Annotated in this window: 24 protein-coding genes; 14 read left to right on the forward strand and 10 right to left on the reverse strand. The window is 67.9% G+C overall.

What is annotated here, in order from left to right; genetic code table 11:
* Positions 1-194, forward strand: a 194-nt coding sequence (locus CFB35_RS35230) for a hypothetical protein (RefSeq protein ID WP_218828278.1), incomplete at its 5' end; no start/stop codon positions are given.
* Here CFB35_RS35230 and CFB35_RS30530 read toward each other — a convergent pair.
* The 5 genes from CFB35_RS30530 to CFB35_RS30550 form a co-directional block, all read right to left on the reverse strand.
* Positions 184-648, reverse strand: a complete 465-nt coding sequence (locus CFB35_RS30530) for a GNAT family N-acetyltransferase (protein ID WP_179231818.1) — start codon at positions 646-648, stop codon at positions 184-186. The genes CFB35_RS35230 and CFB35_RS30530 overlap by 11 nt on opposite strands.
* 152 nt (positions 649-800) lie before the next feature.
* Positions 801-1172, reverse strand: a complete 372-nt coding sequence (locus tag CFB35_RS30535) for a nuclear transport factor 2 family protein (RefSeq protein ID WP_089466033.1) — start codon at positions 1170-1172, stop codon at positions 801-803.
* Between the two features lie 54 nt (positions 1173-1226).
* Entirely contained in the window at positions 1227-1826 is a 600-nt protein-coding gene (locus CFB35_RS30540) for a hypothetical protein (RefSeq protein WP_060314503.1), read from the reverse strand.
* A gap of 173 nt (positions 1827-1999) precedes the next feature.
* The gene (locus CFB35_RS30545) at positions 2000-3253 is read right to left on the reverse strand and encodes an SMI1/KNR4 family protein (protein WP_089466034.1); all 1254 of its coding nucleotides are present in this window, start codon (positions 3251-3253) and stop codon (positions 2000-2002) included.
* Between the two features lie 119 nt (positions 3254-3372).
* Positions 3373-4377, reverse strand: a complete 1005-nt coding sequence (locus CFB35_RS30550; protein WP_089466035.1) for an AraC family transcriptional regulator — start codon at positions 4375-4377, stop codon at positions 3373-3375.
* Between the two features lie 142 nt (positions 4378-4519).
* Between CFB35_RS30550 and CFB35_RS30560 the strand changes: the two genes are divergently transcribed.
* Genes CFB35_RS30560 through CFB35_RS30570 form a run of 3 tightly spaced genes read left to right on the forward strand, consistent with a single transcriptional unit; the run spans position 4520 to position 8177 of the window.
* Positions 4520-6187, forward strand: a complete 1668-nt coding sequence (locus CFB35_RS30560; RefSeq protein WP_089466036.1) for an acyl-CoA synthetase — start codon at positions 4520-4522, stop codon at positions 6185-6187.
* Positions 6188-6200: 13 nt separating this feature from the next.
* Complete coding sequence (locus CFB35_RS30565) at positions 6201-6968, forward strand: 3-hydroxyacyl-CoA dehydrogenase (RefSeq protein ID WP_059578885.1); 768 nt, start codon at positions 6201-6203, stop codon at positions 6966-6968.
* Between the two features lie 18 nt (positions 6969-6986).
* A complete protein-coding gene (locus tag CFB35_RS30570; RefSeq protein ID WP_089466037.1) occupies positions 6987-8177 on the forward strand; it encodes an acetyl-CoA C-acetyltransferase in 1191 nt (396 codons plus the stop codon).
* Between the two features lie 127 nt (positions 8178-8304).
* Here the strand turns inward: CFB35_RS30570 and CFB35_RS30575 are convergent, their stop codons facing one another.
* The gene (locus CFB35_RS30575; protein ID WP_059644942.1) at positions 8305-8997 is read right to left on the reverse strand and encodes a TetR/AcrR family transcriptional regulator; all 693 of its coding nucleotides are present in this window, start codon (positions 8995-8997) and stop codon (positions 8305-8307) included.
* Positions 8998-9318: 321 nt separating this feature from the next.
* Between CFB35_RS30575 and CFB35_RS30580 the strand changes: the two genes are divergently transcribed.
* The 8 genes from CFB35_RS30580 to CFB35_RS30615 all read left to right on the forward strand — a co-directional run bounded on the left by CFB35_RS30580 (position 9319) and on the right by CFB35_RS30615 (position 19898).
* The gene (locus CFB35_RS30580) at positions 9319-10599 is read left to right on the forward strand and encodes a Zn-dependent hydrolase (protein ID WP_089466038.1); all 1281 of its coding nucleotides are present in this window, start codon (positions 9319-9321) and stop codon (positions 10597-10599) included.
* A gap of 129 nt (positions 10600-10728) precedes the next feature.
* Positions 10729-12066 (forward strand): NAD(P)-dependent oxidoreductase, encoded by a 1338-nt coding sequence (locus CFB35_RS30585; protein ID WP_089466039.1) that lies wholly within the window; start codon positions 10729-10731, stop codon positions 12064-12066.
* Between the two features lie 53 nt (positions 12067-12119).
* Positions 12120-13436, forward strand: a complete 1317-nt coding sequence (preA, locus tag CFB35_RS30590; protein ID WP_059578870.1) for an NAD-dependent dihydropyrimidine dehydrogenase subunit PreA — start codon at positions 12120-12122, stop codon at positions 13434-13436.
* Between the two features lie 100 nt (positions 13437-13536).
* On the forward strand, positions 13537-15045 hold the full coding sequence (locus CFB35_RS30595) for an NCS1 family nucleobase:cation symporter-1 (protein WP_089466040.1): 1509 nt from the start codon (positions 13537-13539) through the stop codon (positions 15043-15045).
* Positions 15046-15108: 63 nt separating this feature from the next.
* Positions 15109-16566, forward strand: a complete 1458-nt coding sequence (gene hydA / locus CFB35_RS30600; RefSeq protein WP_059644932.1) for a dihydropyrimidinase — start codon at positions 15109-15111, stop codon at positions 16564-16566.
* A gap of 247 nt (positions 16567-16813) precedes the next feature.
* Entirely contained in the window at positions 16814-18088 is a 1275-nt protein-coding gene (locus CFB35_RS30605) for a NupC/NupG family nucleoside CNT transporter (RefSeq protein WP_059644929.1), read from the forward strand.
* Positions 18089-18166: 78 nt separating this feature from the next.
* Positions 18167-19483 carry a thymidine phosphorylase gene (deoA, locus tag CFB35_RS30610; RefSeq protein ID WP_089466041.1) on the forward strand — a complete coding sequence of 439 codons (1317 nt, stop codon included), beginning with the start codon at positions 18167-18169 and terminating at the stop codon, positions 19481-19483.
* Between the two features lie 25 nt (positions 19484-19508).
* Positions 19509-19898 carry a cytidine deaminase gene (locus CFB35_RS30615; protein WP_059578857.1) on the forward strand — a complete coding sequence of 130 codons (390 nt, stop codon included), beginning with the start codon at positions 19509-19511 and terminating at the stop codon, positions 19896-19898.
* 34 nt (positions 19899-19932) lie between these two features.
* On the opposite strand, the gene CFB35_RS30620 is transcribed toward CFB35_RS30615, so the two are convergent.
* The 4 genes from CFB35_RS30620 to msrB all read right to left on the reverse strand — a co-directional run bounded on the left by CFB35_RS30620 (position 19933) and on the right by msrB (position 24559).
* Positions 19933-21048 carry an aromatic ring-hydroxylating dioxygenase subunit alpha gene (locus CFB35_RS30620; RefSeq protein ID WP_089466233.1) on the reverse strand — a complete coding sequence of 372 codons (1116 nt, stop codon included), beginning with the start codon at positions 21046-21048 and terminating at the stop codon, positions 19933-19935.
* A gap of 258 nt (positions 21049-21306) precedes the next feature.
* Positions 21307-22050 (reverse strand): peptide-methionine (S)-S-oxide reductase MsrA, encoded by a 744-nt coding sequence (gene msrA, locus CFB35_RS30625; protein ID WP_059898387.1) that lies wholly within the window; start codon positions 22048-22050, stop codon positions 21307-21309.
* Between the two features lie 57 nt (positions 22051-22107).
* The gene (locus CFB35_RS30630) at positions 22108-23994 is read right to left on the reverse strand and encodes a cytochrome c biogenesis protein DipZ (RefSeq protein ID WP_089466042.1); all 1887 of its coding nucleotides are present in this window, start codon (positions 23992-23994) and stop codon (positions 22108-22110) included.
* Positions 23995-24028: 34 nt separating this feature from the next.
* The gene (gene msrB, locus CFB35_RS30635) at positions 24029-24559 is read right to left on the reverse strand and encodes a peptide-methionine (R)-S-oxide reductase MsrB (RefSeq protein ID WP_059578848.1); all 531 of its coding nucleotides are present in this window, start codon (positions 24557-24559) and stop codon (positions 24029-24031) included.
* A gap of 499 nt (positions 24560-25058) precedes the next feature.
* On the opposite strand from msrB, the gene CFB35_RS30640 reads away from it, so the two are divergent.
* Positions 25059-25487: an antitoxin Xre/MbcA/ParS toxin-binding domain-containing protein gene (locus tag CFB35_RS30640; protein WP_059578845.1), complete on the forward strand. Its 429-nt coding sequence runs from the start codon at positions 25059-25061 to the stop codon at positions 25485-25487.
* Positions 25484-25957 carry an RES family NAD+ phosphorylase gene (locus CFB35_RS30645; protein WP_059578842.1) on the forward strand — a complete coding sequence of 158 codons (474 nt, stop codon included), beginning with the start codon at positions 25484-25486 and terminating at the stop codon, positions 25955-25957. Before CFB35_RS30640 ends, CFB35_RS30645 begins: the two co-directional genes overlap by 4 nt.
* The last annotated feature ends 192 nt before the right edge of the window (positions 25958-26149 follow it).

Here is a 26149-nt window from a genome sequence, read left to right on the forward strand (position 1 = left end):
CCATCCCGAACAGGACCGTGAAACGACTCTACGCCGATGATAGTGCGGATTCCCGTGTGAAAGTAGGTAATCGTCAGGCTCCCTCAAGCCAGAAACCCCCGCCCGACAAGGCGGGGGTTTTTGCATTTCGGCACCGCGAGAAGCTTGATGCAGCGAGCCATCTTGCTGCCATCCGTTCATCCATCAGACCGTGATCCGCAAGATCGGAAAAAATCGGCCCGGGATCGCTCTCGATTCTTTTTCGCCGATCTTTTCAGCTCCCAGCGCCAGATAGAACGACGCGGCATTCGGATCCGCTTCGATCACAAAGCTTTGGATGCCTCTCGCAGCGGCTTCAGCCCGAACCGCTTCCCACAGCGCACGGGCGACGCCTCGCCCCATGTAATCAGGATGGACGAACAGCCATCCGGGCGTTGGTCGATCCGATTCCGATGATGCTCGGACCCAGAATCCGATGATTGTCTCGCCCGATTGCGCGAGATAACCGATCGACCCTTCGATCGTCTCCGGCGAAATCGTGAGATCGCTTTGCCACAAGTCGAGCCATTCCTTCGGGTAGCCCCAGTGCGCCTTCGACAGGCGCGCCAGTTGCGTGAGCTCGTCCGAATCCGCGCCACGCGCAGCACGCACGGTAAATAGCATATGCATTTCGTCTCTCGTCATTGCCGGCTGCCGGCATCCCCTCGCGCAGCGCTTTTATCGGTGCATCGTCCGGATCGCAGTGTCTCACCGCTCAACCGACAGCCTGCTCGCTCGCCGCAGTATTGCGCGACACGCGTCAAACGCGTGCGCCGGCGCAGCTACACGACCTGCGAAGCATGTCCGGCGACGACGCGCCAGTTGGCGCCCGATCGACGCCAGAGGCGCGTATAGGCAAACTTGCCGGAGAATGCCGTGCTATCGAAATGGCCGGCGAGGGTCGCTCGCGTCGTGGTCAGGATCATCTCGTCGATCGCGCATGCACGCATGTCGAGGACGTCGAGCGTGTCGAGACGCAGAAGCCTCGCGCGATGTGCGGCCAGGTCGTCCGTTTTCGAGATGATCTGGCCGGTCGGGACCGTGAACACCAGATCATCGTCCAGCAGCGCATCGAGCGCTTCGACATCATTGGCCAACATCGCCGCACGGAGCGCGGCTTCGGCGGGTTCGATGACGGTACGGATTGCATCCATGTCGGGCCTCGCATCATTTCGGAAGGGAAGCGGCACGGCGGCGACAGACGCAACCTACCGCGCGTTCGACAACGACTGACGCCGGACCAGCATCACCATGCAGATACCGGTCGACGCGATGAGGTTGACGGCCGGATAGAACGCGACCGCGACGCTCCAGGTGCTCAGCGCCAGCAACGCCAGCGTGTACTTGAGCACGCACAGCGCAAAGTAGGCGAGGCTCTCGCTCCACGGATCGCGGATCGCCTTGCGCACGGTCGGGCCGAGGCCGGCGAGCTCGATCAGCGTAACGAGACAGATCGACACCGTCGGATCGTCGGTCAGTAGCCACAGCGGAATGGCCGACAGGGCCGCGCACAGGAACAACCAGTCGAGGCCCGTCCAGCCGCGCTCGCCGCGAAACAGACTGGCGATCAGCGTCAAAAAGCACGTGACGGCAATCGCTGCCGTGCACCATGCGGACGGCCCGGCGCCCGCGACGAACTGGCCAGCGGCCGCGATCGCCGTGACGATCGACCACACGAGCCACGTGAACAGATGCGGGCGAACGATGCGCCGGTAGATCGCGAGCGCGTAAGGAATGGCGGCCAGCAACGACACGGCCGTCCCGATCGCGCCAAAGATCGAAGCGGCTCCCTGATCGACGCTCACCATCGACGCAACCTTGTTCGGATCGGCCGACCAGTATGTGCCGTGACGGATCGGAGTGCAACGTCATGCGTGCGCTGCGGTGCGGTGAGCGTCATGCAGATTCGCACCGGAACGCGGAAGCAACCGGGAATGCGATGCCGCCGGAAAACCCACCGCGCGTCGATGCCTGGGTGGCGTCAGTACTCGAACGTCCGCAGGCGCGCTGCGTGTGCTTCGAGCCCGTCGAGCCCGAGATAGTGGCTGAGCTTGCCGGCGCGAACCTTGCGGATGTCGTCCTTCAGCTTGTCCAGCAGTTTCCCGCTCGCCGCGCGATAGGCTGCTGCTGCATCGGCGCCATGGGCCGACAGGGCCGTGCCGATCAGCCGTGCACTATCGGCGCCGCCGCCCGCGACGCAACGCGCCATCGCGTCGGCATCCGGCTGCACGCCGGCGTCGAGCAGCGCACGCATCAATGCGACCGGCACGTCGCCGGACACGGACGCGAGCGAATCGGGTGCAACCGGTGCGCCCGATTCGAGCAACGCGGCGGCTGCGGAAACCTTCCGGCACCGCAGTGCGTAATCCGTCGGGATCGAACTGCCGGCGAGCGCCATGCCGAGATCGGCGACCAGCGGCGCCAGTCGCGCGATGAGTGCCGCATCGTCGTGATCGATCGCATGACGTAATGCGTGACGCGCAAGCACCGGCTGCGAGCCGAGCGTGCCGTCGGCGAGCGGCGTGCGCCAGTCGATCACCGCTTGCCGATAGAACGCGATCAGCTTGTCGGCCAGCGATGCGGACAGGCCATGATCGTCGCGGCGTTCATCGACGTATTCGAGCAGCGTGACGCCGGTGCCGGGTTCGCCGCCGGGCTCCAGTGGATCCGCATGAAGCTGCAGCGCGCCGAATGCCGTGTACAGATCGGGTGCGACCGTCGCGAGGCCGTCCTCGTGCATCGCCCCGCGCCACGCAGGCGGCAACCCTTGTTTCCAGGCGAGCACATGACCATCGTCCCGGGCGCCCGGCTCCGTCACGACGTAGATGCGATCGCAATATTCGAAGCCGCCGAACGGCAGCGCGCCGATTTTGCCGTTCCACGTGCGGGCGTTCTCCTCCGCGGCTTCTTCGGCCAGTTCGAGTTCGTGGTCGATCCAGCCTTGCAGGTCGCGATAACCGTCGCTGCCGTTGTAGAACAGTTCGCTCCAGCCGATCGCTTCGACATTGCCGTTCATCTCCAGCGTCAGGTCGTAGTCGAGGCTGCCGCCGGCCGTGATACGCCACAGCTCGAGCAACGGGAGCGGAATGTCGCCGTGACAGCAGGCCTGTACGGCCGCGATCTGGTCGGCCGGCATCGGCGGTTGCGCATCGAAGATCACGCGGCCGGCAAACAGTACGATGCCGTGCGCGCGCAGATCAGCCAGTTCGGTATCGGAAAAGAAGGTGGATTGCATCGAGCGTCAGCGGTAAGGGTTGATCGGATGTGTGCCCCGGTTCATCGGCGATGGACGCCCCGCGGATGGGCGCATCGTACCGGCGGCACCTGACGAGACGCTTCGAATCCACCGGTCATTCAAGACTCCGCCTCCGCCGCATGGACGTCGCGCCGAAATGCACCGGGGCTCGTGCCGGTCCATTTCCGGAACGCGCGATGAAAAGCGCTCGGCTCGGTGAAGCCGAGCTCCGCCGCGATCTCCGCGACGCCGAGCGCATGCCCGCGCAACAGCGACTGCGCCAGCGCGCCGCGCAACTCGTCCTTGATCGCGGCGAAGCTTTGCCCTTCGCTGCGCAAACGCCGCCGCAGCGTCGCGGGCGTCGTGTCGAGCCGCACGGCCAGCGTGTCGAAGTCGGGCCACTCGGCGGCCGGCAGCGCCTTCAGGTGCGCGCGTGTCTTCGCGACCCAGCCCGTGTCGTGCCGGTAGCGCACGAGCAGGTTACCGGGCGCACCGCGCAGGAAGGTCTTCAGCGCCTGTTCCGAACGGATCGTCGGTAGCGCGAGGTACGCGGCGTTGAATGCGAGCCGGCTGTCGGGCCGGTCGAAATGCACGGGGACGCCGAAGAACTGGTGATAGTCGCTGCGCTGACCGGGGCTCGGGCACGCGAAGTCGATGCGCTGCAGCGGGATGCGCCGGCCAATCAGCCAGCACGCGACGCCGAGCAGGATCAGCCAGAACGTCCGGTACGCGAATGCCGGGTACGGCGCGCCCGATTGCGTCAGCACGATCTGCGCCTGCCCGTCGGCCACGACGAGTTCGCCGTGCGGCTCGTCGAGCACCACCCGCAGGAACTTCAGCGCGCGCCGCAGCGCCTTGTCGAGCGTGCCGGCATGCAGCACCGCGTGGCACAGCAGCGTGAAGCTGCCGCGCCGCATCGGACGCGCGGCGAGCCCGAAGAATTCGTCGTCGAGCGCGCCGGCGATCGCGAGCCACAGCCGGCCGTACTGCTGCGGCGTGACGGGCTCGCGCACGGCGGCCGGCAACCCGGCGGCGCGCAGCAGGGGCGCGGTCGGCAGGTCGCGCCGGCGCAGGCACGCGAGCGCATCGTCGACGAAATCCGGCGAAATCATCTGCGGCCCCATTTTCCTGCGTCCTCCGACATGGCAAAAGCGATCACGATTCTAGATTCCGTTTGTCATTGATTGCAATGTAGCGGCTGTCTACTATCGATGTATCCCCGTCGCGCCCTGGCTCGCCGGCGGCCATAACGTACAGGAGACACGCATGCCTGAAGGAGCTACCGCCCGGGCGGTGCCGGCCTACGCCGACGCCGTGGCCCGGTTCAGTATCGAGACCGCCGCCGCGCAATTGGCCGGCGACCTGGAGCGCGGCCTGAACGCGTGCGTCGAGTGCTGCGACCGGCACGCGAAGGCCGACGCGATCGCGCTCGACTGGATCGATGCCGGCGGCCGGCACCACAGCTTCACGTTCGCGCAGATGCAGGCGCTCTCGGCCCGGGTCGCGAACCTGCTCGTCGCGCAGGGCGTGAAGCCGGGCGACGTGGTGGCCGGGCTGCTTCCGCGTACGCCCGAGCTCGTCGCGACGATCCTCGGCACGTGGCGTGCAGGCGCCGTGTACCAGCCGCTGTTCACCGCATTCGGCCCGAAGGCGATCGAGCACCGGCTGCGCATGAGCGACGCGCGGCTCGTCGTGACGAACGTCGCGAATCGCGCGAAGCTCGACGAGGTCGCCGACTGCCCGTCGGTGGCGACGGTGTGCGAAGCGGGCGAGACACTGTCGGCGCACGACATCGATTTCCGCGCGGCGCTCGACGCACAGTCCGATACGTTCGAGCCCGTGCTGCGCAAGGGGTCGGACCTGTTCATGATGATGTCGACGTCGGGCACGACGGGTTTGCCGAAGGGCGTGCCGGTACCGCTGTACGCGCTGCTCGCGTTCGGCGCGTACATGCGCGAAGCGATCGATCTGCGCGCCGGCGACCGGTTCTGGAACATCGCCGATCCGGGCTGGGCGTACGGGCTCTATTACGCGATCACCGGCCCGCTGCTGCTCGGCCATGCGACGACGCTGTACGAGGGCGGCTTCACGGTCGACAGCACGTATGACGTGATCGAACGGCTCGGCATCACGAGCCTCGCCGGCTCGCCGACCGCGTTCCGGATGCTGATGGCGGCCGGGCCGGAAGCGGCCGCGCGCGCGAAGGGCCGGCTGCGCGTGGTGAGCAGCGCGGGCGAACCGCTGAACCCGGAAGTGGTGCGCTGGTTCCACGCGGCGCTCGGCGCGCCGATCCACGATCACTACGGCCAGACCGAACTCGGGATGGTCGTGAACAACCATCACGGCCTCGCGCACGTGGTGCACATCGGTTCCGCCGGCTTCGCGATGCCGGGCTACCGTGTCGCGGTGCTCGACGAAGCGGGCCGCGAGCTCGGCCCCGGCGAGCCCGGCAACCTCGCGATCGACATCGCGCGCTCGCCGCTGCTGTGGTTCCGCGGCTATTGGCAGCAGGACACGCCGGCGATCGCGGGTGGCTACTACCGGACCGGCGACAACGTCGAGCTGGAGCCGGACGGCGCCGTGAGCTTCATCGGCCGCGCGGACGACGTGATCACGTCGTCCGGCTACCGGATCGGCCCGTTCGACGTGGAGAGCGCGCTGATCGAGCATCCGGCCGTCAGCGAGGCCGCCGTGATCGGCGTGCCCGATCCGGAGCGAACGGAGATCGTGAAGGCGTTCGTCGTGTTGTCGAAAGGGTTCGACGGCACACCGGAACTGGCCGAGGAATTGAGTCTGCACGTGAAGCGGCGGCTGTCCGCTCACGCTTATCCGCGCGCGATCGATTTCGTCGACGCGCTGCCGAAAACCCCGAGCGGCAAGATCCAGCGCTTCGTGTTGCGCAAGATGGAAGCCGAGAAGGCCGTTCAACCCTGAATATGGACTGCGAATGAATATCGAGGATCGCGTTTTTCTGATTACGGGCGCAGGTTCCGGCCTGGGTGCCGCGGTGGCGCGCATGGTCGTCGCGCAAGGCGGCAAGGCCGTGCTGCTGGACGTCAACGAGGAGGCGGGTGCGAGTCTCGCCAACGAACTCGGCGCGGCCGCGCGCTTCGTGAAGACCGACGTGACGAGCGAGGCTGACGGCCAGGCGGCCGTCGCCGCCGCGCGCGATGCGTTCGGTCGCGTCGACGCGCTCGTGAACTGCGCGGGCGTCGCGCCGGGCGAGAAGGTCGTCGGCCGCGACGGCCCGCATTCGCTCGACCGCTTCGCGCGCGCGGTGTCGATCAACCTCGTCGGCACGTTCAACATGATCCGGCTGGCCGCCGAAGCGATGTCGAAGCAGGACGCGAACGCGGAAGGCGAGCGCGGCGTGATCGTCAACACCGCGTCGGTCGCGGCGTTCGACGGGCAGATCGGCCAGGCCGCGTATGCGGCGTCGAAAAGCGGCGTGGTGGGCATGACGCTGCCGATCGCGCGCGAACTCGCGCGCTTCGGCATTCGCGTCGTGACGGTCGCGCCCGGCATCTTCGCGACGCCGATGATGGCCGGCATGCCGCAGGACGTGCAGGACGCGCTCGGCAAGAGCGTGCCGTTCCCGCCGCGGCTCGGCCGCCCGGAAGAATTTGCGGCGCTGGTGCGCCACATCGCCGAGAACACGATGCTGAACGGCGAAGTCATCCGTCTCGATGGCGCGTTGCGCATGGCACCGCGCTGACACTGGAGGAAGCGAATCATGACGACTCAGGATCCGATCGTAATCGTGGGTGCGGCCCGTACGCCGATGGGCGGTTTTCAGGGCGACCTGGCGGCGGCCAGCGCGAGCGAGCTTGGCGCGGTGGCGATTCGTGCGGCGCTCGAGCGCGCGAACGTGCCGGCCGAACGTATCGACGAAATCGTGTTCGGCTGCGTGCTGCCGGCCGGCCAAGGGCAGGCGCCCGCGCGGCAGGCCGCGCTGAAGGCCGGGCTGCCGCTCGCGGCGGGCGCGACCACGGTCAACAAGATGTGCGGTTCGGGGATGAAGGCGGCGATGTTCGCGCACGACCTGCTGCTGGCGGGGTCCGCGGGCGTGGCCGTCGCGGGCGGGATGGAGAGCATGACGAATGCGCCGTACCTGCTGCCGAAGGCGCGCGCGGGCATGCGCATGGGGCACGGGCAGGTGCTCGACCACATGTTCCTCGACGGGCTCGAGGACGCATATGAAAAAGGCCGCCTGATGGGCACGTTCGCGGAGGATTGCGCGCAGGCCTACCAGTTCACGCGCGAAGCGCAGGATGCGTTCGCGATTGCGTCGCTGACGCGGGCGCAGCGCGCGATCGCGGATGGGCGTTTCGCATCGGAGATCGCGCCGGTGACCGTGAAGGCCGGCAAGACGGAAAGCGTCGTGTCGATCGACGAGCAGCCGGGCAAGGCGAAACTCGACAAGATCCCGACGCTGAAGCCGGCGTTTCGCGACGGCGGCACGGTGACGGCCGCGAACGCATCGTCGATCTCGGACGGCGCGGCCGCGCTCGTGATGATGCGCCGCTCGGAAGCCGAGCGCCTCGGCCTCACGCCGAAGGCCGTGATCGTCGGGCATTCGACTTATGCGGACAAGCCCGGCCTGTTCGCGACCGCGCCGATCGGCGCGCTGCGCAAGCTGTCGGAGAAAACCGGCTGGAACCTGCGCGACGTCGACCTGTTCGAGATCAACGAAGCGTTCGCGGTGGTGCCGATGGCCGCGATGCGCGACCTCGACCTGCCGCACGAGAAGGTGAACGTGCACGGCGGCGCGTGCGCGCTCGGGCATCCGATCGGCGCATCGGGTGCGCGCGTGATGGTGACGCTGCTGGCCGCGCTCGAGACGCACGGGTTGACGCGCGGTATCGCCTCGCTGTGCATCGGCGGCGGCGAAGCGACGGCGGTTGCAATCGAGCGGATCGCTTGACACGACGCATGACGCGTCGCGTCGTACCCGCGCACGCAAGTGGCAACACGGGCGGCGCGTATCGCACGGGACATCCCCGGGTGATGCGCGCCGCCCGTCTTTTTATTCGGTGGCTCGCCGTGTCGCGCTACGGCTTCGCGTTCGGCGACACCGCGCCGCACGCACGAATCACGAGTTGCACGACCTGCTCGGTCTTTTCGTCGAACGCCTTCTTCGTGAACGCGCGCTTGCCGCTCAGCGCGCGAATCTGCGCATCGAAATCCGCATAGTGTTGCGTGGTCGACCAGATCAGGTACATCAGCGCATGCGGGTCGATCGGCGCGAGCAGCCCGCGCGCGATCCAGCCTTCGATCACCTCGACGCGCGTGTCGAACCACGGCTTCACACGTTGCGACAGGATGTCCTGCATGTGCTCCGCGCCGTGGATGATCTCGTTGGCCCAGACCTTCGAGCCGAGCGGGCGCCGCCGCGACAGCGCCATCTTCGCGCGTACGTAGCTGCCGATCGCGTCCACCGGATCGTCGCCGGCCTCGAACGAACCGGCCGCGCGATGCCAATCTTCGAACAGGTCGTCGAGCACGCGTCGGTACAACGCGAGCTTGGTCGGGAAGTAGTAGTGCACGTTCGCCTTCGGCAGGCCGGCGCGCTCCGCGATCATCGCGGTGCTGGCGCCGGCGAGCCCGCGTTCCGCGAATACGGCTTCCGCGCACGCGAGCAGATGTGCTTCGTTGGACTCGCGTATGTGCGCCTTGCGTCGCCGCAAAGGCGCCGGCGTTTCGTCCCGGTCGGTGGCTTCGATCGTCGCCTCGTCATGTCTCATCGTTACCCTCGCGCGGCGGTCATGCCGCGTTGGGCTTCATTCTAGCCGCTGATTCGCGTCGCACGCACAGACAGGAATGTCGTGATGCCACGGCGATGCTGCGTTGCGGTGGCACGGTTCTCGCTCTGCCGCGTCACGCAAGAAAGACGTTGCGCTGGTCATTTTGATCGTCTAAAACCTGTCCAATCGGACAGGATTTGACGTGTTTCGCGAACCGGCGGGCACCTGCACCGCATCCGTGCGGCGTGCCCCGAAAGAGGTCTCGCACGCACCGGCACAGACCGGGCCGACGACATCACCGACCCCACAGGAGCGATACGAATGAACGCGGTATCGGAAACAGTGAAGCGGGCAGCTTTCGACACGTCGATCAAGGTCGACGGCAAGCGGTTGTGGGACAGCCTGATGGAAGTCGCGAAAATCGGCGCGACGCCGAAAGGCGGCGTGTGTCGGCTCGCGCTGACCGATCTCGACAAGGCCGGCCGCGACCTGATCGTCGGCTGGGCGAAGGCCGCCGGCTGCACGGTGACGGTCGATACGATGGGCAACGTGTTCATGCGCCGTGCGGGCCGCGTGGCCGACGCGGCGCCTGTCGTCACCGGCTCGCATGCGGATTCGCAGCCCACCGGCGGGCGCTTCGACGGCATCTACGGCGTGCTCGGCGGTCTCGAAGTGATTCGCAGTCTGAACGATCACGGCATCGAGACCGAGCATCCGGTCGAGGTCGTGATCTGGACCAACGAGGAGGGCTCGCGCTTCGCGCCGGCGATGGTCGCGTCGGGCGTATTCGCGGGCGTGTTCACGCTCGACTACGGGCTGTCGCGCAAGGATGTGGACGGCAAGACGATCGGCGAGGAACTCGCGCGCATCGGCTACGCGGGCGACGTGCCGTGCGGCGGGCGCAAGCTGCACGCGGCGTTCGAACTGCATATCGAGCAGGGGCCGATTCTCGAAGCGGAATGCAAGACGATCGGCGTCGTGACCGACGCGCAGGGGCAGCGCTGGTACGAGATCACGTTCACCGGCCAGGAAGCGCACGCGGGGCCGACGCCGATGCCGCGCCGCCGCGACGCGCTGCTTGGCGCGTCGCGCGTGGTCGATCTCGTCAACCGGATCGGCCTCGATCATGCGCCGTTCGGCTGCGCGACGGTCGGCATGATGCAGGTCCACCCGAACTCGCGCAACGTGATTCCCGGCCGCGTGTTCTTTACCGTCGATTTCCGTCATCCGGACGACGCCGTGCTCGCGAAGATGGACGCGGCGCTGCGCGACGGCGTCGCGCGCATCGCGGCCGATATCGGGCTCGATACCGAACTCGAGCAGATTTTCTATTACAAGCCGGTCGCGTTCGACCCGGCATGCGTGGCGGCCGTGCGCGACGCGGCCGATCGCTTCGGCTACTCGCATCGCGACATCGTGTCGGGTGCGGGCCACGATGCGTGCTATCTGGCGCAAGTCGCGCCGACGTCGATGGTGTTCGTGCCCTGCGTCGACGGCATCAGCCACAACGAGATCGAGGACGCGACGCCCGCATGGATCGAGGCCGGCGCGAACGTGCTGCTGCACGCGATGCTGTCGCGTGCGTGCGAGCCGGCTTCATGACCGACCGGACATAGCGCGACAGGCGGGCCGCGCACCGCTTGACCGTAGCACGCCGAAGCATGACCGCCCCGACTGAGCATTCGCAGCCGGCGGGGACGGCTTTGTCTCCACCCAGTCGAAGGAACGCGTATGACCACTCAGCCAACCGGCGATATCGCCGCGCATCGCCTGTCGTCCACGCAACTCTCGTGCGAATTCGCCGATATCGCGCCGCTGCTCGATCCGACCGCGGCGGCCGCCGCCGCAAGTCGCTGCCACTACTGCTACGACGCGCCGTGCGTGCACGCGTGTCCGACGCAGATCGACATCCCGAGTTTCATCCGCAAGATCGGCAACGGCAACCTGAAAGGCGCCGCGACCGACATCCTGTCCGCGAATCCGCTCGGCGGGATGTGCGCACGCGTGTGCCCGACCGAGATCCTGTGCGAAGGCGCGTGCGTGCGCAACCATCAGGATGCGCAACCGGTCGCGATCGGCGCGCTGCAGCGGCATGCAACCGACTGGGCGATGCAGACCGGTGCGGTGCAGTTCCGGCGCGCGCCCGACACGGGCCGCCATGTCGCGGTGGTGGGCGCGGGGCCGGCCGGGCTCGCATGCGCGCACCGGCTCGCGCTCGCGGGGCATCGCGTCACGCTGTTCGACGCGCGCCCGAAGGCCGGCGGCCTCAACGAATACGGGATCGCCGCGTACAAGACCGTCGACGATTTCGCGCAGCGTGAAGTCGAGTGGCTGCTGTCGGTGGGCGGCATCACGCTGGAAACGGGCGTGGCGCTCGGGCGCGACGTGACGCTCGACGCATTGCGCGAGCAGCACGACGCGGTATTTCTCGCGATGGGGCTCGGCGGCGTGCGTGCGCTCGAGATCGACGGCGAGCAACTGGGCGGCGTGATGAATGCAGTCGACTTCATCGAGCAGGTGCGGCAGGCAGACACACTGGAGAACGTGCCGGTCGGGCGGCGCGTGATCGTGATCGGCGGCGGCAATACGGCGATCGATGCGGCCGTGCAGAGCCGCAAGCTCGGCGCCGAGCGCGTGACGATGGTGTACCGGCGCGGCGTGGACGCGATGAGCGCGACGTGGGCCGAGCGCGAGTTCGCGCAGAAGTGCGGCGTCGCGCTCGTCACGCACGCGAAGCCGGTGCGCATCGCGGGCGTGAACGGGCAGGCGACGGGCGTCGAATTCGAGGCCGCATCGGGTGAGCGCTTCATCGTCGACGCGGACATGGTGCTGAAGGCGATCGGCCAGACGCTCGTGCCTCGCGGCGTCGCGGCCGAATTGCTGACCGCGGACGGCACGCGTATCGCGGTGGATGCGGACGGGCGTACGGCGCTGCCCGACGTATGGGCCGGCGGCGACTGCGCGGCGACCGACGGCATCGACCTCACGGTGCAGGCCGTGCAGGACGGCAAGCGAGCGGCCGCGTCGATCGACGCGACGCTCGCCGCGCGCGACGCGAAGGCGGCCTGAACGCGCGTCGCATCGTCAGCACACCGAACACGACCCTTCTCACGGAGCCGAACATGGCCGATCTTCGCTGCACCATCGCAGGCATCACCTCGCCGAATCCGTTCTGGCTGGCGTCCGCGCCGCCCACCGACAAGGCCTACAACGTCAATCGCGCGTTCGAGGCAGGCTGGGGCGGCGTCGTCTGGAAGACGCTCGGGCTCGATCCGCACGTCGTCAACGTCAGTTCGCGCTACGGCGCGGTGCAGTGGAACGGCCAGCGCATCGCGGGGCTGAACAACATCGAGCTGATCACCGACCGGCCGCTCGACGTGAACCTGACAGAGATCGCGCAGGTGAAGCGCGACTGGCCGGACCGCGCGCTGATCGTGTCGCTGATGGTGCCGTGCAACGAGCGCGACTGGAAATGGATTCTCCCGCTCGTCGAGGATACCGGCGCCGATGCGGTCGAACTCAACTTCGGCTGTCCGCACGGGATGAGCGAGCGCGGGATGGGCGCGGCGGTCGGGCAGGTGCCCGAATACGTCGAGATGGTCACGCGCTGGGTGAAGGAGGGCACGAAGCTGCCGTGCCTCGTGAAGCTCACGCCGAACATCAGCGACATCCGGATGGGGTCGCGCGCCGCGTACAAGGGCGGCGCGGACGGCGTGTCGCTGATCAACACGATCAACTCGATCGTCGCGGTCGATCTCGACCAGATGGCGCCGATGCCGACCGTCGACGGCAAGGGCACGCACGGCGGCTATTGCGGGCCGGCGGTCAAGCCGATCGCGCTGAACATGGTCGCGGAGATCGCACGGGATCCGGAAACGCCGAACCTGCCGATTTCGGGCATCGGCGGCATCTCGTCGTGGCGCGACGCGGCCGAATTCATGGTGCTCGGCGCCGGCAGCGTGCAGGTGTGCACCGCCGCGATGCATTACGGATTCCGGATCGTGTCGGATCTCGCCGACGGGCTGTCGAACTGGATGGACGAGAAGGGCTACGCGACGCTCGACGACATCCGCGGCCGCGCGGTGCCGAACGTGACCGACTGGAAGTACCTGAACCTGAAATACGACATCAAGGCGCGCATCGACCAGGACCGCTGCATCCAGTGCGGGCTGTGCCACATCGCGTGCGAGGATACGTCGCATCAGGCGATCACGGCGACGAAGGATGGCGTGCGGCATTTCGAAGTGATCGATTCGGAATGCGTCGGGTGCAATCTTTGCATGCATGTGTGTCCGGTCGAGCAATGCATCACGATGGAGCGCGTCGATTCGGGCGGCTACGCGAACTGGACCACGCATCCGAACAATCCGGCGAGCGCGGATGCCGGTGCGAGCGGCGGCCCGGCCGCCGCGCCCGAGAAGCACGCGAAGGCGGCCTGATCGGCGTCCGGCGGCGCGGCAGACGTTGCGCCGCCGCTTTTCGTTTCACCGGGCCGGCATCGTACGATGCCGGCGCCGACGTTTTCGTGGAGCGCGTTCAATGAAACCAGCAGCGATTCCCGCCGATGCCGACAGCGGCGCGGCGCACGGCGGCAGCCTGTACAACGACGACCTCGCGCCGACGACGCCGGCGCAGCGCACGTGGAAGTGGTACCACTTCGCGGCGCTGTGGGTCGGGATGGTGATGAACATCGCGTCGTACATGCTTGCGGCCGGGCTGATCCAGGAAGGCATGTCGCCGTGGCAGGCGGTGATGACGGTGCTGCTCGGCAACCTGATCGTGCTCGTGCCGATGCTGCTGATCGGCCATGCGGGCGCGAAGCACGGGATTCCGTACGCGGTGCTGGTGCGCGCGTCGTTCGGCACGCAGGGCGCGAAGCTGCCGGCGCTGCTGCGCGCGATCGTCGCGTGCGGCTGGTACGGCATCCAGACCTGGCTCGGCGGCAGCGCGATCTACACGCTGCTGAACATCCTGACCGGCAACGCGCTGCACGGCGCGGCGCTGCCGCTCGTCGGCATCTCGTTCGGGCAGCTCGCGTGCTTTCTCGTGTTCTGGGCGCTGCAGCTGTACTTCATCCTGCACGGCACCGATTCGATCCGCTGGCTCGAAAGCTGGTCCGCGCCGATCAAGGTCGTGATGTGCGTGGCGCTCGTGTGGTGGGCGACGTCGCGGGCGGGCGGTGTCGGCTCGATGCTGTCGGCGCCGTCGCAGTTCGTCGCGGGCGGCAAGAAGGCGGGGCTCTTCTGGGCGACGTTCTGGCCGGGCCTGACCGCGATGGTCGGCTTCTGGGCGACGCTCGCGCTGAACATTCCCGACTTCACGCGCTTCGCGCATTCGCAGCGCGACCAGATGATCGGCCAGTCGATCGGGCTGCCGCTGCCGATGGCGCTGCTGTCGGTGGTGTCGGTCGTCGTGACGTCGGCGACCGTCGTGATCTACGGCAACGCGATCTGGGATCCGATCGACCTGACAAGCCGGATGACGGGCATCGGCGTGGGCATCGCGCTCGTGATCCTCACGCTCGACACGATGTGCTGCAACCTCGCCGCGAATCTCGTCGGGCCTGCCTACGATTTTTCGAGCCTTTGGCCGAAGGCGATCTCGTACCGGGCGGGCGGGATGATCACCGCGACGATCGCGATCGTGATGATGCCGTGGAAGATCCTCGCGACGACGGACGGCTATATCTTCACCTGGCTCGTCGGCTATTCGGCGCTGCTCGGGCCCGTCGCGGGCATCCTGATGGTCGACTATTTCCTGATTCGCGGCACGCGGCTCGACACGCGCGCGCTGTTCGACGAGCGCGGCGGCTTCAGCTACGCGCGCGGCTGGAACCCGGCCGCGCTGGCCGCGCTCGCGATCGGCGTGCTGCCGAACCTGCCGGGCTTCCTGCATACGGCGTTTCCGGCGTCGTTCCCGAACGTGCCGGCGTTCTTCAACACGCTTTACACGTACGCGTGGTTCGTCGGCCTCGTGCTGGCGTCCGGCGTGTACGGCACCTGGATGAAGTGGCGCGCCGGACAGCGCGCGCAGATCGCGAGCGCATGACGCGCGAGCCGGATGCGACCCGCGCGGCATGCGGCACCCGACAGTCAACGAGGAGGCAACGAAATGGCAATCCTGATTCGTGGCGGCACCGTGGTCGATGCGGACCGCTCCTATCGCGCGGACGTGCTCTGCGCGGACCCGCAGGACGGCGGCACGATCCTGCAGATCGCGGAGCAGATCGACGCGCCGGCCGGCGCAACCGTCGTCGATGCGCACGACCAGTACGTGATGCCGGGCGGGATCGATCCGCATACGCACATGGAACTGCCGTTCATGGGCACGACCGCGAGCGACGATTTCTACTCGGGCACCGCTGCCGGGCTGTCGGGCGGCACGACGAGCATCATCGATTTCGTGATTCCGAGCCCGAAGCAGCCGCTGATGGATGCGTTCCGGGAATGGCGCGGCTGGGCCGAGAAGTCGGCTTCCGACTACGGCTTCCACGTGGCCGTGACGTGGTGGGACGACAGCGTGCACCGCGACATGGGCACGCTCGTGCGCGAGCATGGCGTGTCGAGCTTCAAGCATTTCATGGCGTACAAGAACGCGATCATGGCCGACGACGAGATTCTCGTGAACAGCTTCACGCGTTCGCTCGAGCTCGGCGCGCTGCCGACCGTGCACGCGGAGAACGGCGAGCTCGTGTTCCAGCTGCAAAAGGCGTTGCTCGCGCGCGGGATCACGGGGCCGGAGGCGCATCCGCTGTCGCGGCCGCCGGAAGTGGAGGGCGAGGCCGCGAACCGCGCGATCCGCATCGCGCAGGTGCTCGGCGTGCCCGTGTATATCGTGCACGTGTCGGCGAAGGACGCGGTGGACGTGATCACGCGCGCGCGCAGCGAGGGGCTGCGCGTGTTCGGCGAAGTGTTGCCGGGCCATCTCGTGATCGACGAGGCCGTCTATCGCGATCCCGACTGGACGCGCGCGGCGGCCCACGTGATGAGCCCGCCGTTCCGCTCGGCCGAGCATCGCGAGGCGCTGTGGCGCGGGCTGCAGTCGGGGCAGTTGCATACGACGGCGACCGATCACTGCGTATTCTGCGCATCGCAGAAGGCGATGGGCCGCGACGATTTCACGAAGATCCCGAACGGCTGCGGCGGCGTCGAGGACCGCATGTCGGTGCTGTGGCATCACGGCGTGAATCATGGCCGCATCACGCCGAACGAGTTCGTGCGGATCACGTCGACGAACGCCGCGCAGATCTTCAACCTGTATCCGCGCAAGGGCGCCGTGCAGGTCGGCGCCGATGCCGACCTCGTCGTGTGGGACCCGGCCGCGACGAAGACGATCTCGGTGAAGACGCATCACCAGCAGGTCGACTTCAACGTGTTCGAGGGGATGACGGTGCAGGGTGTCGCGACGCATACGCTCACGCGCGGCGCACTCGCGTGGGCCGACGGCGACTTGCGCGCGGTGCGCGGCGCGGGCCGCTACCTGAAGCGCCCGCCGGCGGCCGGCTACTACGAGGCCGCGCGGATCGCGAACCGGCTGCGCGAGCCGCATCCGGTCGAACGCGCGGGTTGAACGGCGCGTGTCAGGCGGGGCGTGTCCGTTCGAGCGGCGCGCCCCGCGCGTGTTTTCGAAGAGTAGGTAGAACGACTGATCAAGCCGGCGAAGGGCAAAAGAGAAACGATCGATGGCATTGATCGCGGCGATTTTGGCGACGTTGCCTGCGCGCATGTCGACCGAGTAACATCCACCCACCCGATCACGCGGGTCGCGGGCACGGGCCGCCCGCCGGACAGTTCAAATAGTGAGAAAGGAGCACAAGGTGGATATTCTGCGCAGTCTCCTCGGTATGCTGTTTCTGTTGCTGGTCGCGTATCTGCTGTCGAACAATCGCCGCGCGGTCAGCGGCCGGACCATGATCGCCGCGCTCTTCACGCAGTTCGCGATCGGCGCGCTGGTGCTGTTCGTGCCGTCGGGCCGCGCGGCGTTGGCCGCGGCCGCGAACGGCGTCAATCGCGTGCTCGACATGGGCAATCACGGCATCGCGTTCGTGTTCGGCGGGCTCGTCGATGCGCGCATGTTCCAGTTGTTCGGCGACGGCGGGTTCGTATTCGGCCTGCGTGTGCTGCCGATGATCATCTTCGTCACCGCGCTGATTTCGGTGCTGTACTACATCGGCGTGATGAAATGGATCGTCGCGATCCTCGGCGCGGGATTGGCGAAAGTGCTCGGCGTGAGCCGCATCGAGGCGTGCTCGGCCGTCGCGACGATCTTCCTCGGGCAGAGCGAGATGCCCGCGCTCGTGAAGCCGTTCGTGCGCAACATGACGAGCGCCGAGATCTTCACGGTGATGGCGAGCGGGATGGCGTCGGTCGCGGGCTCGGTGCTGGTCGGCTACGCGGGCCTCGGCGTGAAGATGGAGTACCTGCTCGCCGCGTCGTTCATGGCGGTGCCGGGCGGGCTGCTGTTCGGCAAGCTGCTGTTTCCGACCGTCGAGCCGAGCCGCGTGGTGGTCGACGGGCTCGACTTCGACGACAAGCGGGCCGCCAACGTGATCGAGGCGGCCGCGTCCGGCGCATCGGTCGGGCTGCGCATCGCGATCAACGTCGGCGCGATGCTGATCGCGTTCGTCGGGCTCATCGCGCTGATGAACCTGATCGTCGGCGGCGCGGCCGCGTTCGCGGGCTTTCCGCAGGTCACGCTGGTCGGCATCATCGGCCATCTGTTCGCGCCGCTCGCATGGATCATCGGCGTGCCGTGGCATGATGCGGCGCTGGCCGGCAACTTCATCGGCGAGAAGCTGATCTTCAACGAATTCGTCGCGTACGGCGACCTGTCGCCGTACCTGAAAGGCGGCGCGCACGCGGCGGCGGCCGGCCTGCAGGTGCTCGACCCGAAGACGCTCGCGATCGTGTCGTTCGCGCTGTGCGGCTTCGCGAACTTCTCGTCGATCGCGATTCTCGCGGGCGGCTTCAGCGCGGTCGCGCCCGAGCGCCGCTCGGACGTCGCGCGGCTCGGCTTGCGCGCGCTGACGGCCGCGACGCTGTCGAACCTGATGAGCGCGGCGATTGCCGGCCTGTTTTTCTCGCTGCATTAGGGCCAGCGCAAGTCCGTTATGAGCGTGAACAGGCCTTGAGCCGTGCAGCCGACTCCGACCGATCGAAGCGAGGCAACGATGTTTCTACCGCAGGAATTCATTCGCAGGAAGCGCGACGGGCAGCCGCTCGATCGCGACGGGATGGCCGCGTTCGTGCGCGGCGTGACCGACGGCAGCGTGACCGAAGGCCAGGTGGCCGCGTTCGCGATGGCCGTGTATTTCAACGACCTGAGCACGGACGAGCGCGTCGCGCTGACGCTCGCGCAGCGCGATTCCGGCGACGTGCTCGACTGGCGCGCGCTCGATCTCGGCGGGCCGGTGATCGACAAGCATTCGACGGGCGGCGTCGGCGATGTCGTGTCGCTGATGCTCGGGCCGATGGTGGCCGCGTGCGGCGGCTACGTGCCGATGATCTCGGGGCGCGGGCTCGGCCATACCGGCGGCACGCTCGACAAGTTGAGCGCGATTCCCGGCTACGACGTGATGCCCGAGACGGACGCGTTTCGCCGCACGGTGCGCGAGGTCGGCGTCGCGATCATCGGGCAGACCGCGCGGCTCGCGCCGGCCGACAAGCGCATCTACGCGATCCGCGACGTGACGGCGACCGTCGAATCGGTCGCGATGATCACCGCGTCGATCCTGTCGAAGAAGCTCGCGGCGGGGCTCGACGGGCTCGTGATGGACGTCAAGGTCGGCTCCGGCGCGTTCATGCCGACGGCGGAGAAATCGGCGGAGCTGGCTCGCAGCATCGTCGACGTCGGCAACGGCGCCGGCATGAAGACGACCGCGATCCTCACCGACATGAACCAGTCGCTCGCGCCATGCGCGGGCAATGCGCTCGAGGTCGCATGCGCGATCGATTACCTGACGGGCAAGTCGCGCCCCGCGCGGTTGCATGACGTGACGATGGCGCTGTCGGCTGAACTGCTCGTGACCGGCGGGTTGGCGCGCGATGCCGCCCATGCGCGCGAGAAGTTGCAGCACGCGCTCGATTCCGGCACGGCGGCCGAGCGTTTCGCACGGATGGTCGTCGCGCTCGGCGGTCCCGCCGACCTGCTCGACGCGCCCGCGCGGCATCTGGCGCGGGCGGCGGTGATCGTGCCGGTTCCGGCGCCCGCGAGCGGCGTGGTGCGGCGCGTCGATTGCCGCGCGCTCGGGCTGGCGGTGGTCGCGCTCGGCGGCGGCCGCACCCGCGCGGAGGACGCGATCGACGTCAGCGTCGGCCTGACGGCGCTCGCGGAGATCGGGCAGCGCATCGAGGCCGGCGAGCCGCTCGGCTTCGTGCACGCCCGCGACGAAGCAACGGCGGCCCATGCGGCGGATGCGATTCGCCGCAGCTATGTGCTCGGCGAGACCGGCGAAGCGCCGCCGACCCTTTACCAGCAGATCGGCTGACCTCTGCTCCGGGAGACATCACACGATGGAACGAGACGAACTGATCGAACAGGCAAAGGCGGCGCGCGAACGCGCGTATGCGCCGTATTCGCGCTTCAAGGTCGGCGCGGCGCTGCTGGCGCAAGACGGCACGGTTTTCCACGGTTGCAACGTCGAGAACGCGTCGTACGGCCTGTGCAATTGCGCGGAACGCACGGCGATGTTCGCCGCGATCGCCGCCGGCTATCGGCCGGGGGATTTCGCGCGGCTCGCGGTCGTCGGCGACACCGACGGCCCGATCGCGCCGTGCGGCGCATGCCGTCAGGTGATCGTCGAGATCGGCAAGCCCGACATCGAGGTGATCCTCGCGAACCTGAAAGGGGCCGTCGAGATCACGACGGCCCGCGCATTGCTGCCTGGCGCGTTCACGCTTTAACGGTGCGCGCGCCGCGGCGAGACCATGCGACGCCTCACGCGCCGTCGCGCGCGTCGCGGATCGGGATCACGGTGCGCGCGCCGCATTGGCGCAGCAGGTCGCGCAGCTCGTTGATGACCGGAAACACCTCGTGGTTCCAGTCGGCGCCTTGGGCGTCGTGCGCTTCCTGCTCGCGCTCGACGATCCAGCGATCCTCGCGGAAGATGCGCTCGGTGAACCACACGAGCAGCGGCCACGCGAGATCGAGCGCGAACGGGATGCCGGGCTTGTGGATCGACAGCAGCCCGAACGTGCGGTTGGTGCGCTGCTCGGCGTCGAGCGGCACGTAGACGATCCACAGATCCATCACGAGCGTGCCTTCGCTCGAGCGGATCTGCAGCGTCTGGTACGGATACTCGGTGCGCACCGTCATCACGCTCTTGTTGGCCTGGTCGCCGGGCTTCTTGCTCGAACCGAACACGAGCGCCTCGCCGACCGGCTGCTTGCCTTCCATCCGCGCGAACGTGTAATCGACCTCGACCCAGTCGTCGCCGCGGCGGCGGCCCACCGAGCGCGCGCGCATCTGGCCCATCTGCTTGCGATGCAGGAACTGATGGTTCATGTCCATCAGGTTCTCGTGCATGAACGAGTAGTGACACTTGACCTCGCGGCCGAAGCGGCGCGTCTTGTACGCGGGGTGGTCCGCCGATTCGAGCGCGGGGAACGGGCGTTCGTCGGCGAGCGTGGCGTCGCCCGGGAACACGAAGATCAGCCCGTGCGCCTCGCGGCACGGATACGCACGCACGCCGTTGGGCAAGCGCTCGCGGCCGAGGTAGGGCACGTCGACGCAGCGGCCGCTGTCGCACGCGTAGGTCCAGCCGTGATAGCAGCAGCGCAGCGTTTCGCCGCTCACGACGCCCGCGTGCAGCGGCACCTGGCGGTGCGCGCAACGATCTTCGAGCGCATACACGGCGCCCGATTCGGTGCGCACGAGCACGATCGGATCGCCGGCGAAGCGCACGCCGAGCGTCTTGCCGCGCTTGAGCTCGCGCGACCACGCGAGCGGGTACCAGTGATCCGGATGAATGGGCACGCGGCGCAGATCGCGCACGAGCGCGCCGGTGGACGGTTCTTCGAGGGTATTGCTGTCAGGCAAAGGCACTGCGCGCATGCGTGACGCCTCCTGGCTGGGCGGTTGGTCCGGATGCCGCATCATGCGGCGAGGATCAGGAGAAGTCTACGCGAAGTTGCCGGCCGCCGCGGACGCGATGCGGGTTTGCCCCGGCATCGGGCTCGCCGATTCGTTGACGTGGCGCAAGGCAGCCGCCGCCGATGCATGGCGGCCGGGGCGCCGCCGTGCGGCGGGCGGCGCCGCGTCACACGCAGCCGCGCGGGTCGGCAAGCGGCTCACGAGTGGCTCACAAGCGGCTCACGAGCGCGCTTCGCGCCACAGCACCGCGTCGGCACGGTACAGCGCCGGGAAGCGCTGCTTCAGCCCGGCGACCTTCGGCAGGTCGTTGAATGCGATATACGGCGCATCGGGATGCAGTTCGAGGTAGTTCTGATGATAGGCCTCGGCCGGATAGAACCCCTTGTAGGCTTCGACACGCGTGACCACGGGCGCCGGAAACACACGCGCGCTGCCGAGCTGCGCGATGTACGCGGTCGCGACCGCGCGTTGCTGCGCGGTGGTCGGGAAGATCGCGGACCGGTATTGCGACCCTTCGTCGGGGCCCTGGCGGTTCAGCTCGGTCGGGTCGTGCGCGACCGAGAAGAACACCTGCAGCAGCCGGCCGTAGGTGATCTGCGTCGGATCGTAGACGATGCGCACCGATTCCGCGTGCCCCGTCAGCCCCGAGCCGACGAGCGCGTAGTGCGCGGTTTCGGACGCGCCGCCTGCATAGCCGGCGGTGACCTGCTTCACGCCTTTTACGTGCTCGAATACGCCCTGCACGCCCCAGAAGCAGCCGCCGGCGAGCACGGCCGTCTCGTCGTGCGACGCGCCGGGCGTTTCGTCGAGCGTGGGGGCAGGCACGGTGCGCATCGGTTCGGCGGAATTGACGATGCGCTGGTAGCCGAACACGGCGGCCGCCGCGACGGCGACGGCGCCGATGCGGCGCAGCAAGGTCGCGCGCCGTCGCGCCGCGGCTTCGCGGGTGGAGATCGGGTTCATCTTTTGCTCCTGTTCAATGGATGAGAAAACACGGCGGCCGAATGGCGGCGCGCGCGATCAACCGAAAGTGAATGCATACGCATCGACGCCCGGATCGAGAAACTCGATCGCGAACGTGCGGTCGGCGATCGCGCCGGGCTGCCGGACGAGCTGGTACAGACGCTGGCCGGTGACGGTGCCGTAGCCCTGCGCGTCGACGTCGGCGCCGTGCGCGGCACCGGGCGCCGCGCCGTCGAGCGTCACCCGAAAGCGCACGGGCCGGCCGTTCGCGCCCGGGCCGAGCACGAGGTGCAGATCGCGCGCATGGAAGCGGTAGACGATCCGGCCGTCCGGCGCGGCGAGCGACGCGCGCTCGGCGCCGACGTTCCACGTGCCCGCGAGGCCCCAGTCATTGAGATCCGGGCGGGCCGGTGCGTCGTAACGGTGGGCCGCATCGCGCACGGCGCCGCCCGGCGACGCGAAGCTCTCCGCGCGTGCATAGCCGACATAGGTTTCGGGCGAACGGACGTCCGCGCTGTCGGCCGCCGCGAGCGCGCCCTTCGCGGGCGCGCCGGCGAGCCCGAGCGGCACGTTCAGCGCGTCCGGATGGCCGGCTTCGGCCAACAGCGACTGGATCGCGCGTTCGGATTGCGCGTATTCGCCTTCGCCGAAGTGGTGATGGCGGATCCGCCCTTGCGCATCGATGAAGTAGTGCGCGGGCCAGTATTGGTTGTCGAAGGCGCGCCAGATCGAATAGCCGTTGTCGATCGCGACCGGGTAGTCGATGCCGAGGTCGTGCACGGCCTTCCTGACGTTGCCGATGTCGCGCTCGAACGCGAACTCCGGCGCGTGCACGCCGATCACGACGAGCCCGTACGGCGCGTACTTGCGCGCCCAGGCGGTCGTGTACGGCAGCGTGCGCAGGCAGTTGATGCACGAATACGTCCAGAAATCGACCAGCACGACCTTGCCGCGCAGCCCGGCCGCCGTCAGCGGCGGCGAGTTCAGCCACTGCACCGCGCCGTCGAGCGACGGCAGCGTGCCTTCGACCGGCAGTGCGGCCGCGGTGGCGCCGGCCGTCCGCATCATCGCGCCGCCGGCCAGCGCACCGCCGCCGGTCTGCGCGCCATTGGCTGCCGCGGCCATCATCGCGCCGCCCGCCGTGGTGTCGGTGGTGTCGGCGGTGCCGGTCGCGGCTGCTGCTGTCGCCGTTGCCGTTGCAGCCGGCGCGCCGTTCGCGCGCCCGCCGAGACGGTCGACGAGCTTCGTTTCGAGCCCGCCCGTGGTGACGGTCGACAACTGCGCGAGGGCGCCTGTGTCGAGGCCGAGCGCGATCGCGCCGACGCCGGCCAGGAGCGTCGCGCCGATCCCGCGCCGGATCCATTCGCCGGCGCCGAGCGAGCGCTTCATCGCGGCGAACACCTTGCCGCCGATCACGAGCGCGACGCCGAGCGAGGTCGCCGCGCCGGCCGCATACGCGACGAGCAGCAGCGTCGTGCCGACGCTCGCGCCGCGCAGCGCCGCGCCGGTCAGCACGAGGCCGAGGATCGGGCCGGCGCACGGCGCCCACAGCAGGCCCGTCGCGACGCCGAGCAGCAGCGACGACGCCGGGCCGGCCGGGCGGCCGTCGCGTTGCGCGAACCCGGTGAGCCGGTTGCCGGCGGCGACGAGCGGGCGCGTCAGGTGTTCCGCGAAACGCGGCATCAGCAGCGTCAGGCCGAACACCGCGAGCAGCACGATCGCGATCCAGCGGCCGGCCTGGTTGGCCTGCGCGACCCAGCCGCCGCCGACGGCGGCGAGTGTCGCGACGACGGCGAACGTGAGCGCCATGCCGGCGAGCAGCGGCAGGCCGGTGCGCACGAACGGCTGGTCGGCGCGCGCGAACACGAACGGCAGCACGGGCAGGATGCACGGGCTCAGGATCGTGAGCACGCCGCCGAGATAGGCAAGGACGATGAGCAGCATGATGCGTTCTCCAGTCGGACGGAATGGGGCCGGATCAGGCGGCGGCCGGGTGGAAGACGAGCGCGACGCCGTTCATGCAGTAGCGCAGCCCGGTGGGCGCCGGGCCGTCGTCGAACACGTGGCCGAGATGGCCGCCGCAGCGGCGGCAGTGCACTTCGGTGCGGACCATCCCGAACGACGCGTCGGTGTCGGTGCCGACCGCGTGGTCGAGTGGTTTCCAGAAGCTCGGCCAGCCCGTATGGCTGTCGAACTTGGTGGCCGACGAGAACAGCGCGAGGCCGCAGCCGGCGCACGAAAACGTGCCGTGCCGGTGCTCGTCGTTCAGCGGGCTGGTGAACGGCCGCTCGGTGCCGGCCTCGCGCAGGACCGTGTATTGGGCCGGTGTGAGGCGGCGATGCCATTCGGCGTCGCTGTGCGTGATCTCGAACGGGGCGGCCTTCGGCGAGCCGGCCGGCGGCGCGGCGAATGCGCGGCCTATCAGCGCGCGGCGGCCGGCGGACGACAGCGCCGCGAGCGCGGCGAGGCCGGTGGCGCCGGCGAACAGCAGATGTCTGCGGGTGGGCATGATGGGCTCCTGGAAGCAGGTCCTGAAAACATGCGCCCATCGTAGGCGGCGGCCGGTGTCGAAGTCCTCACGGAAAGTTAAATGAATCGTGATGTTTTCCGGGTGATCCGGGAAGGTCCGATGAAATCCGTCCAAGCCCTGTCTGACAAGGGTTTGCCGAGAGCTGGCGGTTCGCCAAGTTCCACGGAAATCCGCCATGAGCCGCAACTTTTTAGTGTTCGCGATGTGGGGTAGGCTCTGCGTACGAAGGTGCGGGCCGACCTAGTTGCGATATCAAAGGAGGGTGATCAGGCGGGAGCCGTTGACCGTGTGTCCGTAGTCCGCGTGCAGCCGGCGCGCGAACCATGCCTCCGTGCAAAATCCATAGCGAGAGGCCACTACAGCAGGGTCGCACTGGGCTACAAGTGCCTCAATTCAACCCACCGTCGGGGAATTCGCCTCGGTCTGGTATCAAATGGACTATAATCACGTATCATCTGATACCGGATTGGGAGCTGCCATGTCACTCGTTACCCCTGAAGCCGTGGCTGCGGTCATGGGACTGCGACCGGTCCCGCACACACTGGCGGAATTAGAGGCGCTCGTGCGCGACGGCCTCCCGAAGTCTGCGCTGCGTGCCGGCGTCGAACATGCGACGCAAGGTGCCGACGCCCGCCGCGCACTGCTTGCACGCATCATCCCCGAGGCGACCTACAAGCGGCGCCGCGATCGGCTGACGCAAGACGAATCGGAGAAAACCGAGCGCCTGGCCCGGATCGTTGCGACGACCACCTACGTCTGGAACGACGAAGAGGATGCACGGGAATTTCTGTCGACGCCCCACCCTGAGCTGGAGGGACGGGCACCGCTCGATGTCGCGCTGACCGAACTCGGTGCGCGCCGGGTCGAAGAACTGCTCTGGAAGCTGTTCTACGGGCTGCCGGCATGAAGTTGTTTCGCATTGCTGATACGCGACACACGATCTGGAGCGGCACCGGCGCGATGCTTGTCGGTGGCCGCTTTAATAGTCCGGGGCGGCCCGTCATCTACGCGGCGTCGACCTTCGCAGGTGCAATGCTCGAGGTACTCGTGCATGCGCGAATCGGGAAGGTGCCGAAAACACACGGTTGGGTGGAAGCAACTGTACCCGACGATGTCAGCGTCGAACGCCACACGGCAGAAACGTTGCCGAGAGCATGGGATGCGGCGGCACTGCAGGTAGCACGGCACTTCGGCGACGCATGGCTGACCGAATCGAGGACAGCGCTCCTGATCATCCCTTCAGTCGTCGTCCGGGCAGAATTCAACGTGCTGGTGAATCCGGCGCATCCTGACGCGGCGCGAATCGTCGTGACAGATCCTCAACCCGTGGTGTGGGACGAACGCCTCTTTATCATGCCACCAGCCGGGCAGTCATAGCGCCTCGATGGAGGTCCGCTTGCGGATCATCTCAACACCCGACTCACTGGCTTCGCACAGAACTTGAGCCGCCCGTCGCGGTTCCTCACTTGCTCACAGCACAGCCACGATTCAAAGTTAAATGATTCGTGATGTCTCGCCGGTGGCGGACGGCCAGGCAGGCGCCTGAGCGATTTCATGCGCCGCCCGGAG

Source organism: Burkholderia sp. AU16482 (genome assembly GCF_002223285.1).
GTDB classification, from domain to species: Bacteria; Pseudomonadota; Gammaproteobacteria; order Burkholderiales; family Burkholderiaceae; genus Burkholderia; species Burkholderia semiarida.

What these genes read in the sequence shown, in the direction of transcription:
- CFB35_RS30530 (WP_179231818.1), bottom strand. Translation starts at nt 648, where the DNA reads ATGCATATGCTATTTACCGTGCGTGCTGCGCGTGGCGCGGATTCGGAC.
- CFB35_RS30535 (WP_089466033.1), bottom strand. Translation starts at nt 1,172, where the DNA reads ATGGATGCAATCCGTACCGTCATCGAACCCGCCGAAGCCGCGCTCCGT.
- CFB35_RS30540 (WP_060314503.1), bottom strand. Translation starts at nt 1,826, where the DNA reads ATGGTGAGCGTCGATCAGGGAGCCGCTTCGATCTTTGGCGCGATCGGG.
- CFB35_RS30545 (WP_089466034.1), bottom strand. Translation starts at nt 3,253, where the DNA reads ATGCAATCCACCTTCTTTTCCGATACCGAACTGGCTGATCTGCGCGCG.
- CFB35_RS30550 (WP_089466035.1), bottom strand. Translation starts at nt 4,377, where the DNA reads ATGGGGCCGCAGATGATTTCGCCGGATTTCGTCGACGATGCGCTCGCG.
- CFB35_RS30560 (WP_089466036.1), top strand. Translation starts at nt 4,520, where the DNA reads ATGCCTGAAGGAGCTACCGCCCGGGCGGTGCCGGCCTACGCCGACGCC.
- CFB35_RS30565 (WP_059578885.1), top strand. Translation starts at nt 6,201, where the DNA reads ATGAATATCGAGGATCGCGTTTTTCTGATTACGGGCGCAGGTTCCGGC.
- CFB35_RS30570 (WP_089466037.1), top strand. Translation starts at nt 6,987, where the DNA reads ATGACGACTCAGGATCCGATCGTAATCGTGGGTGCGGCCCGTACGCCG.
- CFB35_RS30575 (WP_059644942.1), bottom strand. Translation starts at nt 8,997, where the DNA reads ATGAGACATGACGAGGCGACGATCGAAGCCACCGACCGGGACGAAACG.
- CFB35_RS30580 (WP_089466038.1), top strand. Translation starts at nt 9,319, where the DNA reads ATGAACGCGGTATCGGAAACAGTGAAGCGGGCAGCTTTCGACACGTCG.
- CFB35_RS30585 (WP_089466039.1), top strand. Translation starts at nt 10,729, where the DNA reads ATGACCACTCAGCCAACCGGCGATATCGCCGCGCATCGCCTGTCGTCC.
- preA (WP_059578870.1), top strand. Translation starts at nt 12,120, where the DNA reads ATGGCCGATCTTCGCTGCACCATCGCAGGCATCACCTCGCCGAATCCG.
- CFB35_RS30595 (WP_089466040.1), top strand. Translation starts at nt 13,537, where the DNA reads ATGAAACCAGCAGCGATTCCCGCCGATGCCGACAGCGGCGCGGCGCAC.
- hydA (WP_059644932.1), top strand. Translation starts at nt 15,109, where the DNA reads ATGGCAATCCTGATTCGTGGCGGCACCGTGGTCGATGCGGACCGCTCC.
- deoA (WP_089466041.1), top strand. Translation starts at nt 18,167, where the DNA reads ATGTTTCTACCGCAGGAATTCATTCGCAGGAAGCGCGACGGGCAGCCG.
- CFB35_RS30615 (WP_059578857.1), top strand. Translation starts at nt 19,509, where the DNA reads ATGGAACGAGACGAACTGATCGAACAGGCAAAGGCGGCGCGCGAACGC.
- CFB35_RS30620 (WP_089466233.1), bottom strand. Translation starts at nt 21,048, where the DNA reads ATGCGCGCAGTGCCTTTGCCTGACAGCAATACCCTCGAAGAACCGTCC.
- msrA (WP_059898387.1), bottom strand. Translation starts at nt 22,050, where the DNA reads ATGAACCCGATCTCCACCCGCGAAGCCGCGGCGCGACGGCGCGCGACC.
- CFB35_RS30630 (WP_089466042.1), bottom strand. Translation starts at nt 23,994, where the DNA reads ATGCTGCTCATCGTCCTTGCCTATCTCGGCGGCGTGCTCACGATCCTG.
- msrB (WP_059578848.1), bottom strand. Translation starts at nt 24,559, where the DNA reads ATGCCCACCCGCAGACATCTGCTGTTCGCCGGCGCCACCGGCCTCGCC.
- CFB35_RS30640 (WP_059578845.1), top strand. Translation starts at nt 25,059, where the DNA reads ATGTCACTCGTTACCCCTGAAGCCGTGGCTGCGGTCATGGGACTGCGA.
- CFB35_RS30645 (WP_059578842.1), top strand. Translation starts at nt 25,484, where the DNA reads ATGAAGTTGTTTCGCATTGCTGATACGCGACACACGATCTGGAGCGGC.